The organism is Rossellomorea sp. KS-H15a (genome assembly GCF_024195245.1).
Taxonomy (GTDB): domain Bacteria; phylum Bacillota; class Bacilli; order Bacillales; family Bacillaceae_B; genus Rossellomorea; species Rossellomorea vietnamensis.
Map to the genome: position 1 here is coordinate 3,699,170 of NZ_CP096886.1, position 14,200 is coordinate 3,713,369.

At 43.5% G+C, this 14,200-nt stretch carries 17 protein-coding genes; 4 read left to right on the forward strand and 13 right to left on the reverse strand.

The features are described from left to right. The first annotated feature begins 52 nt into the window (after positions 1 to 52). The 4 genes from M1J35_RS18900 (at position 53) to M1J35_RS18915 (ending at position 2,832) form a co-directional block, all read left to right on the forward strand. Positions 53 to 388, forward strand: coding sequence for a sporulation membrane protein YtrH (locus M1J35_RS18900; protein WP_034756917.1), 336 nt, complete (start codon positions 53 to 55; stop codon positions 386 to 388). Then, positions 358 to 891: a sporulation membrane protein YtrI gene (gene ytrI / locus M1J35_RS18905; RefSeq protein WP_254651929.1), complete on the forward strand. Its 534-nt coding sequence runs from the start codon at positions 358 to 360 to the stop codon at positions 889 to 891. Before M1J35_RS18900 ends, ytrI begins: the two co-directional genes overlap by 31 nt. A 364-nt stretch (positions 892 to 1,255) precedes the next feature. Beyond that, the gene (locus M1J35_RS18910; RefSeq protein WP_254651930.1) at positions 1,256 to 1,819 is read left to right on the forward strand and encodes a sigma-70 family RNA polymerase sigma factor; all 564 of its coding nucleotides are present in this window, start codon (positions 1,256 to 1,258) and stop codon (positions 1,817 to 1,819) included. After that, positions 1,816 to 2,832, forward strand: coding sequence for a DUF4179 domain-containing protein (locus M1J35_RS18915; RefSeq protein WP_254651931.1), 1,017 nt, complete (start codon positions 1,816 to 1,818; stop codon positions 2,830 to 2,832). The genes M1J35_RS18910 and M1J35_RS18915 overlap by 4 nt, the downstream gene beginning before the upstream one ends. Before the next feature lie 16 nt (positions 2,833 to 2,848). On the opposite strand, the gene M1J35_RS18920 is transcribed toward M1J35_RS18915, so the two are convergent. The 13 genes from M1J35_RS18920 to M1J35_RS18980 all read right to left on the reverse strand — a co-directional run bounded on the left by M1J35_RS18920 (position 2,849) and on the right by M1J35_RS18980 (position 14,067). Further along, positions 2,849 to 3,718, reverse strand: coding sequence for an alpha/beta fold hydrolase (locus M1J35_RS18920; RefSeq protein ID WP_254651932.1), 870 nt, complete (start codon positions 3,716 to 3,718; stop codon positions 2,849 to 2,851). Between the two features lie 63 nt (positions 3,719 to 3,781). Further along, complete coding sequence (locus tag M1J35_RS18925; RefSeq protein ID WP_254651933.1) at positions 3,782 to 4,195, reverse strand: GNAT family N-acetyltransferase; 414 nt, start codon at positions 4,193 to 4,195, stop codon at positions 3,782 to 3,784. Between the two features lie 26 nt (positions 4,196 to 4,221). Further along, positions 4,222 to 5,088: a phosphotransferase family protein gene (locus tag M1J35_RS18930; RefSeq protein WP_254651934.1), complete on the reverse strand. Its 867-nt coding sequence runs from the start codon at positions 5,086 to 5,088 to the stop codon at positions 4,222 to 4,224. 179 nt (positions 5,089 to 5,267) lie between these two features. Then, positions 5,268 to 6,482 carry an MFS transporter gene (locus M1J35_RS18935; RefSeq protein ID WP_254651935.1) on the reverse strand — a complete coding sequence of 405 codons (1,215 nt, stop codon included), beginning with the start codon at positions 6,480 to 6,482 and terminating at the stop codon, positions 5,268 to 5,270. A gap of 258 nt (positions 6,483 to 6,740) precedes the next feature. After that, positions 6,741 to 7,364, reverse strand: coding sequence for a hypothetical protein (locus M1J35_RS18940; protein ID WP_254651936.1), 624 nt, complete (start codon positions 7,362 to 7,364; stop codon positions 6,741 to 6,743). 49 nt (positions 7,365 to 7,413) lie between these two features. Continuing rightward, complete coding sequence (locus M1J35_RS18945; protein ID WP_254651937.1) at positions 7,414 to 8,442, reverse strand: DUF4362 domain-containing protein; 1,029 nt, start codon at positions 8,440 to 8,442, stop codon at positions 7,414 to 7,416. Between the two features lie 18 nt (positions 8,443 to 8,460). Further along, positions 8,461 to 9,282, reverse strand: coding sequence for a lipid II flippase Amj family protein (locus M1J35_RS18950; RefSeq protein ID WP_224519349.1), 822 nt, complete (start codon positions 9,280 to 9,282; stop codon positions 8,461 to 8,463). Between the two features lie 83 nt (positions 9,283 to 9,365). Continuing rightward, positions 9,366 to 9,767 (reverse strand): cytidine deaminase, encoded by a 402-nt coding sequence (locus M1J35_RS18955; RefSeq protein WP_159362374.1) that lies wholly within the window; start codon positions 9,765 to 9,767, stop codon positions 9,366 to 9,368. Between the two features lie 152 nt (positions 9,768 to 9,919). Next, a complete protein-coding gene (locus M1J35_RS18960) occupies positions 9,920 to 10,879 on the reverse strand; it encodes an LLM class oxidoreductase (protein WP_254651938.1) in 960 nt (319 codons plus the stop codon). Then, positions 10,848 to 11,015, reverse strand: a complete 168-nt coding sequence (locus M1J35_RS18965; RefSeq protein WP_172655766.1) for a hypothetical protein — start codon at positions 11,013 to 11,015, stop codon at positions 10,848 to 10,850. Before M1J35_RS18965 ends, M1J35_RS18960 begins: the two co-directional genes overlap by 32 nt. 1 nt (position 11,016) lies before the next feature. After that, positions 11,017 to 12,222 carry an MFS transporter gene (locus M1J35_RS18970; protein ID WP_254651939.1) on the reverse strand — a complete coding sequence of 402 codons (1,206 nt, stop codon included), beginning with the start codon at positions 12,220 to 12,222 and terminating at the stop codon, positions 11,017 to 11,019. Between the two features lie 641 nt (positions 12,223 to 12,863). Beyond that, entirely contained in the window at positions 12,864 to 13,547 is a 684-nt protein-coding gene (locus M1J35_RS18975) for a DUF3600 domain-containing protein (RefSeq protein WP_254651940.1), read from the reverse strand. Next, complete coding sequence (locus M1J35_RS18980) at positions 13,540 to 14,067, reverse strand: sigma-70 family RNA polymerase sigma factor (RefSeq protein ID WP_254651941.1); 528 nt, start codon at positions 14,065 to 14,067, stop codon at positions 13,540 to 13,542. Before M1J35_RS18980 ends, M1J35_RS18975 begins: the two co-directional genes overlap by 8 nt. Positions 14,068 to 14,200: the final 133 nt, after the last annotated feature.

Here is a 14,200-nt window from a genome sequence, read left to right on the forward strand (position 1 = left end):
CCCGAATCCCATATAGTTATCGTAAAGACACGTAATAGATGGAGATGATGAAATGGCGGAAGCTTTCTTTCCTGAATTATTCAAAAGCTTCTTTATCGCTATGGGAGTATTGCTCGGCGGATCACTGCTCGGCGGATTGGCCTCGTTTGCCATGGGGCAGCCCCTGTTCATTGAAATGAGACGACTATCCGATTTCCTGCGGATCTGGGCCATCATCGCAGCGATCGGCGGTACATTCGATACAGTGTACAGCTTTGAAAAAGGTTTCCTGAATGGGGAAACAAAAGAACTCTTCAAACAATTCCTGTGGATCCTGTCTGCACTTGGAGGAGCCAACACGGCTGCCATGATCATCACGTGGCTCACCCAGGAACATATGCCGTCATGAGGATCCCCCCTTTCTACCGACTCCCCTCCTGGCAGCGGTTCTTCGCCGGAATGGTCGTGGGGGGCATCATCAGCTGGATGATCTTCCTCTACATGTTCGGCACCATGCATGAAAAACAGGCCCTGAAAATAGAGGAACAAAAAAACGACATCAGCAAACTCAAGCATACTCTGACCTACTTACAAGAAGAATACAAGCAGCTGAATCAGGAAAACGAAAATGAACTGGTCATCCAGGAAGTCAAAATCAAAATCATCAACACGACCAAGACAAAAGTGGAGCTGCTGAGCATTCATCAAACCGAGGACAAACTGAGCGAAGATTTGCGGAGCCTTTTGACCAAGGATCTGGAAACGGTGTATGGGAATAAAGAGCTCATCAAGAAAATCATTGAGAATAAAACGGTCAAGCTGAATGATAAGAATTTCCGGCTGAAAGTGAAGGAGATGTACTTTTATACGACCACGCAGATTACTTTGGAGTTGAAGTATGAGGATGATTAGATTTGTTGGGTGAACCTGCCGGGTGGCGGGTTCTTTTGTGTGCATGTATATAGGTAAGATGGTTGCTTCGGTTCATTTTGCTTTGCTGACTGGCTTTTCGATGGGCTCAAGTCTTCACATTTGTCTTAATTGCGCCAAAATTTACTTTATTGCGTCATTATTTTGATAATTGCGTCAAAAAAAATTTGATTGCGCCATTCCCATCGAGAATTGCGTCAAAATACAAAATCACCCATTTCCCTCCCCAGCCTTGATTGTATACTGGAGTAAGCCAAAAAAAATTCCAACTTACATGAGAATAACTTCCCCATCCATTCGTTGTACATAGTGTAAAGGCCTTTCAATCATATAAGGAGCGAATGAAATGAAAAGTTCACCAACCAATTTCATCAAAAGGTTAAAAAAGAAAAAAGAGGATGCATTGGAATATATCATCGATGCTTACATGCCGCTTGTGAAAACGATCGCTACAAAAATCCTACACAATCAAAATCGTCTGGACGTCGATGAATGTATTAACGATGTATTCCTGACCGTCTGGCAAAACGCACATCAGTTTAAAGGAGAGCCTGAAGACTTCAGGAAGTGGATTGGAATGATCACAAAATACAAGGCAATCGACCGATACCGTCAGGCTGAAAAACGGAACGCCCGTGAACATCAGGACGAATCTCTCCTTGAAAAATCAAGTACTCCCGGAACCGATATATCCATATTGCGACGGGAAGAAAAAAATGAATTACTAGCAGCGATCAGTCACCTGGAAGAGCTGGACCGTGACATCTTCATAATGAAGTATTACCTGGACTTAACCAATATAGAAATTGCTGATCAATTAACCCTTTCGAAAGCGGCGGTGGATAACCGCTTGTATCGCGGGAAGAAAAAATTAGCGTCAAATGTAACATTAAAGGAGCGACTGGTATGAGCATGAAGGAATGGATGGAATTAGATATCGACTCACTTGAACTAGAAAAAGTGACCGAATTGGAAAAAAAGCGCGTCAAACAACATGTTCTAAATAAACGGAAAAAGACAAACATTTGGAGGAATCTGGCCGTCGCATCCGTTATGCTGATCGGCGTCTCCACAGCGGCAAGCTTTGCGTATCCCTCGTTTGCCACACAGCTCCCGTTCATGGACGATGTCATACGCTATTTTACTGATGAGCCATACAAAGAGTTTGAAGACTACTCGACTGATATCGGACTTTCCCAGACAAGTAATGGTGTGACCATCCTGATTGATAACGCCGTTTATGACGGCACGAATATCAAAATATCCTATGCCATCGAAACGGACAAAGATTTCGGTGAAGACATCCACAGCGGTGGACAATGGTTTGACATCAAGGGTGCGAATGGAAGCGGCGGGAGCAGTCAACTCACCAAGATCAGTCCAACCCGCTATGTCGGATTGTCCTCCATCACCCCGAGCTTTAAAGGCGGGGACTTTCCGGAAAAGGTGGACATCAGGTGGGAACCAGAGACTCTTTATAGCACGTCCAATGATACAGAAGTTAAAGGAGACTGGTCATTCGCCTTCTCATTAAAACGGCTGGAAGGCGATCTGCAGCTTATCAATGAAACGGTTCAGAGTAAAGATGTAACCTTCACACTGAAGTCTATTGAGTTTACCGATGTATCAACCGTCATTGCTTATAAGCAGATGGCAGCGGACGCCCTTCTCGAGGAGTGGCCGGAGGTATCACCCGTCTTCAAAGTGACGGACGACCTGGGTCATGTGTATATGGACGGAACGGGCGGTGGCGGTTTTTCAACCGATAACGGAAAAACATACGAAGGGACAACGGAGTTTGGAACCATCCAGAAAGAAGCCAGCCAACTCATCATCGAACCCATTGAAATTGCCAGTCTCGGGTCGGGGAAAGGTCATACAGAAATTGAACTTGAACCGATCGTCATTGATTTAGAAAAATAAATGATAACTCCCCTATTTAAGTTGTGGTTCGAACTTTTATAGGGGAGTTATTCATCCACTCACGAATTTCTCCCGCCACTCGTTCCGGACAATCCCAGTGCACATTATGTTTCGTATTCTCGATTCCGACAATCTTCACCCTCCTGACCGAACGCAGCAGTTTCTCGATGGCTTTCTGCCTTGAAGGGTCTGAGAAGGGAATCGTAGCATGAAAGAATAACACAGAGCACTCAATCTCTTGATAAGCTGTGGAGCACGGTTCATAATAAAAAGCTTTGATTGTTGCCAAAAGGCTGTCCCGATCCGCTCTCAGCTGGTATTGGCCATCCACAATGCCAAAGTTTGAAGAAATAATTCCGTCAAGCTGAGGGTCCCAAGGTCTTGTCGTGTACTCCTGATATATGTTCACTACATCAGTCCAGGACTGATACCGGCTGGAATCGATGTATTCCGCCCAATCCGAAAGAGCTTTTTCCTTCTTGTATCCCTCAACCATTTCAGGGAACACATACCCTCCGTCTATTAAAATAAGTCCCTTTATTTGATGCGGGTATTGTTTGGCGATATGCAGGGACAGATCTGCTCCCCAGGAATGTCCCAAAACATATACGGGTCCAGACGTCATTCTCATAATGACGCCCATGATCCGATTCGCAAGTGATGAAAAAAGGTAGTCTTCCTCGCTTCCCAAAGGCTCGGTTTCTCCGTGTCCCGGGAGGTCCAATAGAATGAGATGAAAATCGTTGAGGAGATATCCTGTGAGCTCAATAAAGCTTTTGGAGTCACCTGTCATTCCGTGGAGACAAACAAGAGTGGGGAGGTGTTTGTCTCCTATTTCATATATTGTAAAGGTATGGTGGTCTATGGATATCTTGACTTCATTCATATACAATCACCCTCATTCATTTTATAGGATTATCTTAAATATTTATTGTGGTCACTCTTTTTATTAACAATTTGATCTAAGCCTGTCCAGCACACACCTAAACCGCTCCACCCCAGGATATTTCTCACCCAAACTCGTAATATCAAACCCAAGTATCTTATAAAACAACACTGCATCCTGATCCGTTTCAGCAGTAATCCTAGTGCAATGGACGATATGATCGATCATCTTATAGCCTATCCCCTTGCCCTGGTGTTTCGGCATCACGGCTATATGCTTTATTTCACACTCTCCCTCATTCAGGAATTCAACTCCTATACATCCAACCAGCTCATCTCCAGACGTAAACCCATATAATTTCCGTTCGGTGGAATGGATGTACAGATCATATTCCTCTTCCACTTTTTCTACAGAAGTTGCAAAGCATAATAATTTTCTAATATCCGGGTGCATGGATTTTGTTTTGATTTCTTCCATAATCGTCCCCCATTTTCAACCAGGTATCATCTATACCCCTTCATCCCATTCTCAAATGCTACCGGATCATCATTCTCAATTCCGTGAAGTGCTTCCTGCAACGCAAATGTACCTCGGTAAAAATTCATTCTGTCGAGAATTCGATCCCCGTTCGGATATTTCTCTAGACATCTCCTGACGAAGTGTTCGCCGTAACTGGATAATAGTCCTGCAAAGTCATAGGCAGGGTCACCCACTTCGGCTTCACCAAAGTCGATGATTCCGGAGACTTCATGACGTTCCGGATCCCACAGGATATTGGATGCCCCAAAGTCACCGTGAGTGAGGGCCGGTTGGAAACCTGGAAGTTCATTCTTTGATAAAAACGAATCGAAATGGTGGCTGACTTCCACCTTTGCTCGTTCATTCATATGGGGAAAAAGTTTCTCCTTGAACCGATCGTATAGGTCTTCAATCGAACTTCGTATATCCCCTATACTCTTTTTCTCGATGTTCATAGAATCAATAGATTGTGAGTGAAGAGCAGTCAAAAAATCCACCAATCGGGAAGCGATTTGTTCATGATGTTCTTCATTTTCTATAAGCACGCCTGGCCACAGTGGACTCCCTTCAACCAGCCTATATCCTGTAAATACCATACCCACTTCCTCTGGTTCCAAGGATTGATAAATAGGATAAGGGACCGCTAATGGAATGTTTCCCTTTATCCCTTCCAACACACTCGTTTCTTTCTTCAATTTCCTGATTCCTTCCCTATACTTCGGGAATCTGAAAACGAGAGAGCCGTTAACGATAAGAACATCGTTATTCTGACCTATTTCATTCATTTTGCTGTTGGTGATCGTTAACTCCGGGTACACCTCTCTTATTCTTTTTTCATAAGCTGAAACCATATTTGCTCCCCCTACTTCTTTTCATTTAAAAACAATTCATACTCATCCCTAAACCGGTCTGCTTCCTCAAGGAATGGGTAATGATTATTCCTCTCGAAGATGACCAGCCTCGAATTCGGTATCCTTTCACCCCTTTTTCACTTTGAAAAAAGGCTTCCCGAAATGGGAAACCTGATGATTCACGATTCTTCAAACCGGACGGTTAAAGGTTCGTTCAAATTCTTCAACCTGGGATTCACCCAGAAGTACATAGCAAATGCCAGGTAACCGACGCCTGATAATACTAATAGGAATCTTCCAGAAGTGAACTCTCCAATCACACCGCCGAGCAGGTATCCTAAAGGACTCAGTGACCCGAGCAGCGACGAAATGAAAGCAAAACCGATTCCTATATATCCTTTTGGAAGATTGACCTGAATCAACGTTTGCACATAAATCCCGATGATGCCGATCCCCATCCATGATAAAGAAAACAATAGATAAGGCATGATCGACAAGTCCTTCAGGGTAAACGCCAGCATCCAACACAAGCCGGACCAAAGCGACAGTAGCGGTAGAATACGATTTAGCGCTATTTTCTCTACCTTACTGGATAAGGCGGTCCCTGTCAGAGTGCCTAATGACATGGACGTCAACCAGAATCCGTATTCCGCAGAAGAATCCGAAATGACCGGAAGCATAGCCATCCCCATCGTCGCCATCACATTCATGACGATGATGCCGAATACCATGGTTAGAAGCGTCTGACGTTTTCTCACCACCAGAAATCCCTCTTTGAAATCTTCCTTGTACTGCCTGATAAAGTGAACGGTTCGTACTTCCGTTTCCTTTTTCGACCTCGGGACGCTTAAATAGAATAAAAACAGCATTCCTGTCCCGATCAATAAAACGCTATTCGTCACATAAATCAAACCCAACCCAACAAATGTGATCAAGATCCCCCATACAGCATCACATATGATATCGAGGGTTTGATAAGAAAAGGCGAAAATCGAGTTTACTTTTGTAAGCTGTTCACGGGGAGTCAGGCTCTCAATGAGGGCACTTTCAGTCGGGTACGTGCATTCCGATAACGAAAGGGCCACAAACATCAATGTGAATAACAGTGGCATCCATAAGAGATTCGTATAATACAAGACAGAAATGGCGCTGACCAGCACCCCCTGCCCGAGCATGGCGACATAAAGAATCTTCTTCTTTGAAAATCGGTCAATGATGGGACCGTATAGAAATTGAATGGTGACGGGCAGAATGGCCACTGCACTTGTCAAGCCGATTAACAAAGGCGAAGGCGTCGTCGTTTTCACGTACCAGATCGTCGCAATCATGTAAAAGCTGTCAGCAAAATTGGTGATGATCCTGCCTGTTAACAGAATCATTAATTGTTTATTCATATATGAAAATCCTCCTTTAATCATCAGCAAATAACACGAAGTCATTCGCTAACCTTAAGGCGGTTTCCACACAATGAATGAGTTCTAATGATCGAATGGATTTTGAAAGCGTATGAGAATCATAGACTCTTTCCTTTCTTATACTAGTATTGGTAATTATTTCATAAATATTCCGAATCTTCAACCTTAAAAAATAAACACCCCCGCATGCAGATCGGCTTTTCTGCAAGCAGGGATGTTTGACTTTAGTGTGTTAAATCATTGGTTGGACAACTGATCAGAGGCAAGCCCCATCAATCTTCTCCCTATCATCCAAATGGCAAAGCTCGTCACCCACAGAATCAACGCAGATCCCAAGCCGACAACAGACATGTAGGCATTGAGCTGATGACCACTCAATGACATTGTCTCAGGTACGAAAAGCCAGGTGACAATAGGAACCACACATAGTAAAAGACCGGTGTAATAATAAATCCTAACCCGGAATAGTCGGGCCAACGGCAGAAAATGAAGTCCGACGATGATGGCAATGACGATTGGGATATTTTCTGTGTGTCCAACAGCATTGCACACTGCAATGGCAATCCCGATCGCTATCCCCTCCCCGGCGAAAATAATGTTAAACCACATCCTTATTTTCTTTCCATTATTCCCGCTGTTGATGGAGGTCCCTTGGGGGAACCCCTTCGATGCCGAAATCAATGAGAAGCCACCGATGACTAACACCATTCCGATTGCTAAAGCAGCGGTTAACCACCACGGGCTTCCCCAACCTTGCAGACCCATGACGCCTGTATACGACCATAAGGTACCGAAAAACGCCATGAATAAAACACCAGAAGCCGTCCCACGCAAGTCCCCTTTCGTAACGATATGTACCATCAAATACACTCCTTCTCAAGTTTCATTGAAAGTTCAATCATTATCATATCTATTCCGTTATCGTCTGAATATCACTTGCCCTGACCCTTCCAGGAGAACCTTCCTCTAACACCTCATCGACTTTCAAGACAATTTTGTCTCCCTTTGAAAATTCTTGGGCGTCTTCCGTTTCTACATATAAAAAGGTACCGTTTAAATTCGCTAAATCTTCCCCTTTTACTTTTTCCAGGGACACTAAATCTGGAGCCGTCAAATCTTCTCCAATCAGAATCTGATTTTCCTTCACCTCCAAGATGTAACCGTAGACGACATTTTCACTGGATTTTGTGGGATGTTGGGATGCATAAATAATGTACTCAGCAATATCAGTGAAGGATTTAGAGCTTTCATGAGAACCGCAGGCATTCCAGTTAAGCGTTCGGCCACCTCCATTTATCTTCACTTTCATCAGATAGTTGTCCGCCTGTTTTCCTTTAGGGCATTCATCACTCGTAGGCTTGGAGTCTAGATAATTCGCCAACACCAACTGCTTATAGACCTCCTGCTTATCCTCATCATCCAGTTGAATCGTTTGTTTTTCTCCTTCTTTGGGACCGTACCTTAACTCCACTTCAAAAACATCCTGGCGCTTGACGTCATAAGAAGTCTCGAGAACCCCCCAGGTTTCACCCGTTACACCCTCACAACCTGTCAGATAATAAGACAGATTGGTAGGATTCTCTTCCCGTTTCAGCTTTCCGCATTGAAAGGACTCCACCTCGCCATCGCCATATTGGTCTCTAGTGTAATCGAATGTTACATCGATTTGTTTCCCATCGTAAGCTAAATCCGTGAGTATGGGATCTCCCTCGATTGTGTAGGATACGACTCTCAAATCTCCTTTTTTCTGCTTCTTTACCTTTTGAAAATAGTTCTTCATGTTATCCAATCCTGAAATCCCACCATGCATGTTCACTACATCCGCATTCAGTTCAGAATCGTTTTCTTTAGTAGGTTCTGCGGTCTGATTGGATTCATTGCATGCTGTGAGAATAGCCAAGATGATGGCAAGTATCCATAACCATTTTAGATGTTGCATAGAATCCCTCCTCCATACTTACTTCATAACAAAAAACTGAGTCATCCAAGCAATATAGTATGAACCCGGGATAAAGATCAGTTGAGCGAGCAGTGTCCCGAACAGTCTCGAGATGACCATCATGATGGAGAGACCCTTCAACTCATGATAATTCCCCTTCCCATTGGCCACATCATCAGCCAGAACGGAAATCTTGGGGTCAATAAACAGAGTCAATAAAATCGTTGCGATACCATTGATCAAGCCTGAAGCCATGGTCGCACTGCCTGCTCGATCTGGTACGATGAGCGCAGCATAAAGCGCTGAAAGAACGCCAATCGTGTAAACCGCTGTAATCAACATATTGATAAAAAACAACCTTTTTGGAATGGCCCTGAAATTGATTCCCGTCAAATACCTTCTACCTGGTTTAGCAAAATGGTTCATTCCTCTTTTATATAGATCATTCTTAAACCCAAGCTTGATTAACCTTGGCACAGAGCCTCCCTGCTCGGAAAGGTGGATAATCCCCCTTGAAAACAATGCAACAAACGTAGGCAATAACACGATTCCAAGGAGAGTACCTAAAGTCGAGGCACCGATCAGCACCCTGAACTGCTCTTCCACCACTTCTAGTTTTCGGCCCTCAGGTGCAGCATCAGTGAGTCCCCCTGTAAAAGGCTGCTGCATCATATTTGACATCCGTGACACAATGACCATCATATTAAACAGAGAAAGGCCTGAAGCAATCAACTTCACCCTTGCACCGGATAACCTGACCGCATAAGCGAGTGTTTCAATGCTATGTATGATTAAAATGAATAGTGCAATCGAGATAACCGGTAATGATATGAATTCCACGATGACATCTCCCTTTTTTATCCAATCCTATTATAGCATTTTAAAAAAGGAACATTTCGTATTTTTGAAATGTTCCTTTAAATTTACTTTCTATAGGCTTCATACCAATGAAAGGGCTGGACTTCATTTAATGTCTTAAATTGAAGATCGCCTTTTGGATGGTAAATACCCACTTGAACTTGTGGTCCCCAATAGAAGAGTCGTTCCTGGCAAATTCCACAAGGAGTGAGTACTTTGTAGTCTGAGTTTTCATCATCACGCACGACACAAATCGAATGAGTCACTTCCGTATCCAATTTGTGCGCCTCCAATATGGCTCCCGTTTCAATACATAGCTCTGTGGACGCATTGATGATTTCCGGGGAAACGCTGGTCAGGATTTCCCCGCTTTTTGTATACATGGCCGCAGCACCACCCCAGCCTGTTGGATATCTTTTTTCAATTAAAGCCACTGCATCGTTGAATAGTGTTTGTTCAATGTTCATGTACCCGCCCCCATTATAAATACTATGTTTTTAATACTACTGGGGAATTTCCCATAATACCAGATGAATTCAGAAGAAAGCTCACTTTACATATGAACTACTTGAAGCCACAAGTCACAGAATTCAATGACTTGTGGCTTCAAGTAGTTCACTCATTCCTGAACCGCAGGAAAATATGGAACCACTTCCTCCCCCAGCTCCTGAATGACTTCATCAGCAGGTCGCTGACTGTCAAACAGGGCAAAAAAGAGATGATTGACTCCGGCCTGTTTGTAGATATTCAGTAATTCAATCAGATAGTTCCGGCCGATTCTAAATCCAAGGCGGATCGGTCTTGGGATTTCATTCGGATCCTCTGCAAGATCCAGATGCATAGGCTGGCTGAATGGCTTGAAGACGCCGGGATGGTACTCTGCTACCAGGCTTCTCCAGCGCTGGATCGTCACTTCCTGATCATGTGGACTGCGTGGATAGTACATCCAACCATCCCCATGTTCAGCAAACCACTGCATGTCCTGTTGGGCATATCCCGTAATAAAGGTAGGTATGCGCGTGGTCGGTTTTGGCACAAGGTTAGCCCCACGAATATTTCCTCTCGACGACTCTATATGAGGGAACTCCTTGTACAGGGCTTCCTGCAGATAGTGATATGCTTCTACAAACTTCTGACCACGGTCCGGATGGGATGCACCGAGCGCGGCAAAGTCTACCCGGCGGTCGCCGGATGATACCCCAAGCAGGACCCTGCCCGGGAACAATTGATCAATCGTGGCGATTTCCTTTGCCACCCGAAGCGGATGACGAATCGGCAGTACCGCAGCAGCCGTTCCAAGGGCAATATCCTTGGTCTGTCCGGCAAGGTAGGTCAAGTAAATCATCATATCATAGATCTGGCCGACGGCAGGATCTCCGAAGTTCGGATCCTCGAGGAGAACATCCCTTAACCACAGGCTCGTGAAACCAAGTTTCACTGACAATTGGGCAAGTTCCACCTGCTTCTCCATCGTCGGGGTGTCGAACTGATAATTTTCAAGGGGGATGTGAAGGCCCAGCGTCAATTCTCCCTCTTTGTACATGCGGTTATAAGCTTTGTGATGTGCAAATGGATTCATCTTTCCCTCTCCCTTTCTTCATCTGACGGGAGGCGGCGAAAAGTGCCGCCCCAGTCATGATGGTTATGACAATTCCCTTTTCAATTGCAAAGCGTTTCTGCCGTTGAGCCACTCGTTCCTTCCATATTTCAACCATTCTAGGCTGACTTTCGTTCGATACCGCGGAGCCACGCTGTTAACAGAACCGCTCCTGCCACCATGATGGCACCAATCCAAGGCGTATGAATCAAGCCTATTCCATCCACGATAAGTCCACCGACGAAGGAACCGATGGCAATCCCGACGTTGAATGCGGCGATGTTCAGTGCAGATGCCACATTGACCGCTGAAGGGACATATTTTTCAGCCAGGTTCACCACAAGGATCTGCAGCCCCGGCACGTTCATGAATGCGAATAATCCCATTAGGAAGATGGCGATGAGACCCGCCACTTTAAATGGTGCTGCGAATGTAAGAGCTACTAGAATGATGGCTTGCATAACAAACATCCAGAATAATGCTTTTAACGGGCTCTTGTCAGATGCTTTCCCTCCAACGACATTTCCGATCGCAACGGCAATTCCGTATACAAGAAGGATGATACTCACCCATTTCGCGCTGAATCCTGTTACGTCTTGCAGTAAAGGTGTTAAATAAGTGAACGCGACGAACGTTCCGCCATACCCAAGGGCTGTAATGGCAAAGGCTAATAACAATCGACCGTTTGTTAGAATCTTCAATTGTTCACTGAACTTGGCTGGTGGTGCTTCTTTCAAATTTTTCGGTACAAGGATCGAACTGGCAATGATCCCGACAATACCGAGAAGTGCAACTCCCCAGAATGTGGCTCTCCATCCAAATGCCTGCCCGATGAATGTTCCAAGTGGTACTCCTGTAACGGTCGCCACCGTCAATCCTGTGAACATAAAGGCAATCGCACTGGCCCGCTTATGGGCAGGCACTAGATCGGCCGCAATCGTCGATCCGATCGAGAAGAAAATCCCGTGTGAAAAGGCTGTGATAAAACGTGCTACAAGCAATAGTCCAAAGCTTGTGGACATGGCTGCAACCGAATTTCCTACAATGAATAAGAGCATCAAGGACATGAGAAGTGATTTCCGGCTCATCTTACTGGTCAATGCCGTCAATACCGGTGCCCCGATGGCGACTCCTATGGCATAACCTGAAATCAATAAACCTGCGAGTGTGATGGATATTGATAAATCATCGGCAATCGATGATAATAATCCAACGGGAACAAACTCTGTCGTCCCGATTCCAAAGGCACTGATGGCAAGGGCAAGTAACGCCGGCGTGCCGCCTTTCGTTTTTGATTGATGTATAGTAGCTGAAGTTGAACTCATAACGTAACTTCCTCCTTAAAATTTAAATGAAATGAGAAACGAAGGCGCCTTTCGTTTCTCTGTACACACATGATAATGGGTACAACTATTTATGCGAAGTACGCACTTTAAAGTCATGTAGGCACTTTTTTGTAACCTAGGGACTCTTAAGTGCCTATATACCTTTCAAACCTCTTCGATGAAAATAGGCAGGTACTGTTTGAAAAGCTAAATTGAATTATGAGGGCTGGCTAACCTTTTGGGAAGAACGCACTTTGAAGTGGCATAGGCACCTGGAAGTACCCTAGTCAATGCAAAAAACGCTCACTCTATTGATAACGGGTTTGGTGTTAAAGTGGAAAAATTGAATTATCAGTGCTTTTTGCACAGTGAATTTCAGTAGAATCAGTAGAATATTTAGCAGTGAAATGAACACGTAAAAAAGCTCGAAGCCTTATGCTTCGAGCCTTTTTTATCAATTTCTAAAGTGAACCCTTATGTTGAATAAGGGGAACCGATCGCTTCTGTGGCGTATGAAAATAAGCGGAAAAATTCCGTCTAAACCGGAAAATATAGCTATTTCACGAAAATTAGCCGGAGTTTTTCCGCTTATAAATCTGTCGCCATCATTTAAGCAGTATGCTTCATTGGATTTAGATACATTACTGATTTAATTGTTTTTCATTTACTTTTCTAAGTACATGTTGAGCTTCTAAAAAAATTTCTCTTTGATCATCTGAAAGTTTATCGATTTCATCGGATTCTTTCATTCCACTTTTGGCCATCGTTTGCTCATATATCATGATTGCTTCGATATATTCTTCATAGTCACCTGATGACAATATCTCTTTGCTTGATTTTTGTCCATTAAGCCGATCAAAGAAAGGCTGTATCTCATATAAAGTATTTTTCAGTTTAGCCAGCTGTTTAGCAGGAACTTCTGAATAATCAATGTTTCCATATTTATCTCCATATTCTACCTTTGCGTTTGTTACGGTTTTTAATAATTCTTTAAAACGCTTGAACTCTTCTTTTTCCATATCCCCTTGGGCTTGAGTCAATTTTGCATCCAGAAGCAGGTACCCTTCCATTGTCGCACTGGATAGGTGAGCCTGCACATTTTCAAATGAGCCATAGAACTCATCAGCAAGAAAGGTTTGATAAGCGATAGCTCCTGTTGGAAGAATTAAAGAAGCCGCAAGTATAGCTGATACCATGTTTTTCTTAATAAACCTGTTAACTCTTCCACCTTTTTCGAGGCGTGCTTTTCTCACTCCCATTTTTGATCGTTCGTGCAGTGTTGGTGGAATGACAATTTTGTTTATCTCCTGCTTGATATTACTCACACGTATCAGCCTCCCTCATGTGCTTTCGAAGTTTCCCTAACGCACGGTACAAGATCGTTTTTGCAGTGCCTAAAGGTATTTCTACTATCTCTGCAATTTCTTTGAAGGAATATCCTTCATAGAATCTCAAGGTAACGACGCTTTTTTCTTCTTCACTTAATTTTTCCAATAGTTCATGAAGCGTGATGCTAAGGAGCGTATCCTGGTCTTCCAATCCGATCATTTCCTCATATTCCGGTTTAAGTTGAACTACTTTTTTATTTTTTTTCAATATATTTAATGAAGTAGTAATCGCAATTTTGATTAACCAGGTTTTAAAATACGCAGGATTCTTTAACGTTTCAATATTCTTAAAAGCACGGTATGCGACCTCTTGTACGACATCTAACGCATCACTTTCATTTTTCACATACACATAGGCCATTCTGTAAATATCCTCTTCATATTGTTTAAAAAGTTTTAAAAACGCCTTATCATCGCCTTTTTGAGCTTTCTTAACTAATCGATCGATGTCCTTCACCCCTTATTATCTTCTTTCATCCATTAGACAACTGAAAAGACGATTTGGCTTTCATTTTTTTATAAAAGTAAAAATAATAGAGAACTATGAATTGCTGTAGATCATTAAACCAACGCTCTATTCCAGTATTATA